This window comes from Psychrobacter piechaudii (assembly GCF_900162825.1).
GTDB lineage: Bacteria > Pseudomonadota > Gammaproteobacteria > Pseudomonadales > Moraxellaceae > Psychrobacter > Psychrobacter piechaudii.
Genome location: NZ_FUGE01000103.1, coordinates 1 through 3,373 on the forward strand (window position 1 = coordinate 1; position 3,373 = coordinate 3,373).

Consider the following 3,373-nt stretch of genomic DNA (forward strand, 5'->3'; position numbering starts at 1 on the left):
ATCACTTATGCTAAAAAGTGGCAAGCAAGCTTAGATTAATAATGCTTTGAAAGGGATTAAGACGGGATTATTACTTTGCTTCTTTTAAATAACAATACTATGTCATATAATATTTTTTTAGTAACTGATATTTACTAACTTATATTGAATGTCAATTGTAAGTTTTATTAGCGTACCTCCACTTTTTTATCCATTTTTTATTTTTATATAGGCAGGTATACCGCACTTTTATTATAAAGAATTAAGGACTCGCCATGACCAAACTAAAATCAACCAAACTGCCACTAGCCGCCTCGCTTATTGTGGCTTCGGCCTTATTTAGCGTAGGCTGTAGTAACGACAATCAAGTTAAAGCTGTAGATCGTACCGAAGAAGCGGCCGCTCTCGCCAGAGTTAAATCTCTTGAAGCCCAGGCTCAAGCCCTTGAAGACGGCATGCCCGAGGCCAATAGCAGCTTTGCGCCAGTTGGTGATGGTGCAGCTTCCACTGCCTCAATCAAGATGCCAGATGAGTCGACTATCCCAGATGATGAGCTGGGTGCAGCCATTCGCCGCGGTTTACATCTGGTTAATAACACTTATACAGAGTTACCAGATAATGTGGGCAACCGCTTAAACTGTACCAGTTGCCATCTGGCCAATGGTTCAGAAGCTTATGCTGCGCCGTGGAATGGTCTAACAGGAATTTTCCCAATTTATCGTTCTCGCGGCGCGCGTGTGAACTCCTTACAAGAGCGTATTAATGGCTGTTTTGAGCGCTCCATGAATGGTAAAGCATTAGACCCCACTTCAGATGACATGAACGCTATCCTAGCTTACATGGGCTGGTTGTCACAGGGTATCCCAGCTGGCGTTTCTCCTGAAGGGCGTGGCTTCGTTGAAGTAGATACCAATCTTGAGCCTAATCCAGAAAATGGTAAGCAGCTTTTTGCAGAAAAATGTTCTGTATGTCACGGTGACAATGGCCAAGGTCAATTTAAAGAGGATGGAGGCTATATTTACCCTGCAGTAGCCGGTCCTGACTCGTTTAACGATGGTGCAGGCATGGCTCGTACTTATAAAGCAGCTGCCTTTATTAAAGGTAAGATGCCATTTGGTCAGGGCAATACCCTATCCGATCAAGAAGCCGTTGATATTGCTGCGTACTTCACTCATTTAGACCGTCCAGTGAAAGCCAATAAAGACAAAGACTGGCCTAAAGGGGGTGCGCCTAAAGACGTTCGCCGTTAATTACTCCAGTTAAATTTTGGTCAATAAAAAAACCATCCCGCAGGATGGTTTTTTTATTAGCGCAGCTCTTTTCTTAAAATTTTACCAACTGCAGATTTAGGTAATTCATCAATGAACTCATAATACTTAGGCCGCTTATAGCCAGTCATACGCTCATGGGCAAACTGCTGTAACTCTTCAACTGTCAGCGCAGACTCTCCTTTGCCTTGCTTAGCGACCACAAAGGCTTTGGGTACCTGTCCACTATATTCATCAGCAACACCCACTACCGCCACTTCAACCACCTTAGGATGCTCAGTTAATACCGCCTCGACTTCATTCGGATAGACGTTAAAACCTGAGACTAAAATCATGTCTTTTTTTCTATCAACTAAGGTTACAAACCCCTGTTCATCTACAAATCCAATATCACCGCTTTTAAAGTAACCATCCGCGGTGAAAGTATCTTGGTTATCGCGTTCCCAATAGCCGCTCATCACTTGCGGTCCCTTAATACACACTTCACCTGAGCTGCCAACCTCGCATTCATTACCAGCATCATCAATCACTTTAACTTCGGTTAAAGACAACGGCAAACCAACAGTGCCATTAAAGTCAGTAATACTGGGTGGGTTAAAGCTAATCACTGGCGCTGTTTCTGACATGCCATAACCTTCGTTGATAGTCTGACCAGTAACCGTCTTCCAGCGCTCAGCAATAGCTTTAATAATGGCTGTACCACCGCCGATAGATAAATACAGCTCACTAAAATCTAAGCTGCTAAATTTAGGGTGATGCAATAAACCTAAAAATAAGGTATTTACAGAAGGAATAAGATTGGGCTTATGCTTTTCAATAGTATCGACTAAGCCATCCATATCTCTGGGATTGGTAACCAAAATATCTTCCCAGCCACCATATAAGCTTAGCAGCCCACAGACGGTAAAGGAGAAAATATGATAGAGCGGCAAAGGGTTTAACACCTTAACCTGTTGCTTTGCCCGACTTTGGATATTGTCACCGAAGCATTCGTAGCATTGCAGCACGTTTGCCACTAAATTGAAGTGGGAAAGCTTGGCGCCTTTAGGCTTCCCAGTGGTGCCTCCAGTATACTGCAATAAGGCCAAATCCTGACGACCAATTGTCAGAGGCTCAAAATGAGACTCATGATAATTATTAATGACATCGACAAATCTGATAGAGTTCGTCTGTGTAGTATTTGGCAGATTTCCAGCATCAAAGGCCGGGTAGTCAGACTGTGATGAGCCAAGTTGCTTTAGCGCCAAGATATCATTATTAGCCGCGCCATCACCACTTAATGAGCAATGTATCACCCAACCTAGAGACTGCTTAACCTCTTCCTCTAAATTTTGATAGGCACTGTCCATGCCTTTTAGCACCACAAGCCCTTTAACTTGTGCATCGAGCAATTGATGCGCTAATTCGTATTGGGTATATAGCGGATTAACATTAACCAGCACTATACCTGCGCGCAGACAACCTAAGATGACCACTGGATACTGAAAAATATTAGGTAATTGCACCGCTACTCGATCGCCTTTGCTAAAGCCTTGCGCTTGTAAAAAAGCGGCGAACCGTCTACTTGCAATATCAATTTGAGCAAAACTAAGGGTCACATCACCCATACGAAAAGCATTTTTTTCACTGTGTTGAGTGAGTTTGGGCTGTAGTAAATCGATGACATTGTGAATGGCGTCATCAATAGGCAGATTATAATTAAGACCGTGGCGGGCGTAAACCTCGCTCACTAAGGCGGGTGAAGTGCTCATAAAATTGCTTCCTTGCAATCCAATTAAAAATAAAAAAGTTTAAAACAATAATCTAAAATAAAAAGGCCTTTTTGTCCTATTCGCCTTGACTTCCTCCCCTCGCTAAACCGAGGGGATTCCTACAGCTAGACGGTCAAGCCCGACCGCAAGGATGTTCTTAGCAGCATTGGTATCTCTATCATGCCATGTGCCACACTCAGCACAAGTCCATCCTCTTATTCGCAAACCTGCTCTACCTTTTGGACTACTGTCACTTATTTTATGGCAGCACGAGCAAGTCTGGGTAGTGTAACTCTCATTTACGATCTCAAGCTGACAACCTGCATGCTTGCATTTGTATTCCAGTTGTCGTTTAAGTTCAAACCATCCTGCATC

Annotated in this window: 3 protein-coding genes; 1 reads left to right on the top strand and 2 read right to left on the bottom strand. The window is 43.3% G+C overall.

Annotation, left to right across the window (positions count from 1 at the left end):
• Positions 1 to 254 precede the first annotated feature (254 nt).
• Positions 255 to 1,229 carry a c-type cytochrome gene (locus A1019T_RS05015; RefSeq protein WP_077450698.1) on the top strand — a complete coding sequence of 325 codons (975 nt, stop codon included), beginning with the start codon at positions 255 to 257 and terminating at the stop codon, positions 1,227 to 1,229.
• Positions 1,230 to 1,285: 56 nt separating this feature from the next.
• Here the strand turns inward: A1019T_RS05015 and A1019T_RS05020 are convergent, their stop codons facing one another.
• On the bottom strand, positions 1,286 to 2,998 hold the full coding sequence (locus A1019T_RS05020; protein WP_077450699.1) for an AMP-binding protein: 1,713 nt from the start codon (positions 2,996 to 2,998) through the stop codon (positions 1,286 to 1,288).
• Between the two features lie 102 nt (positions 2,999 to 3,100).
• A partial coding sequence (locus A1019T_RS05030) for a zinc ribbon domain-containing protein (protein WP_077450700.1) occupies positions 3,101 to 3,373 on the bottom strand: 273 nt, incomplete at its 5' end.

What these genes read in the sequence shown, in the direction of transcription:
- A1019T_RS05015 (WP_077450698.1), top strand. Translation starts at nt 255, where the DNA reads ATGACCAAACTAAAATCAACCAAACTGCCACTAGCCGCCTCGCTTATT.
- A1019T_RS05020 (WP_077450699.1), bottom strand. Translation starts at nt 2,998, where the DNA reads ATGAGCACTTCACCCGCCTTAGTGAGCGAGGTTTACGCCCGCCACGGT.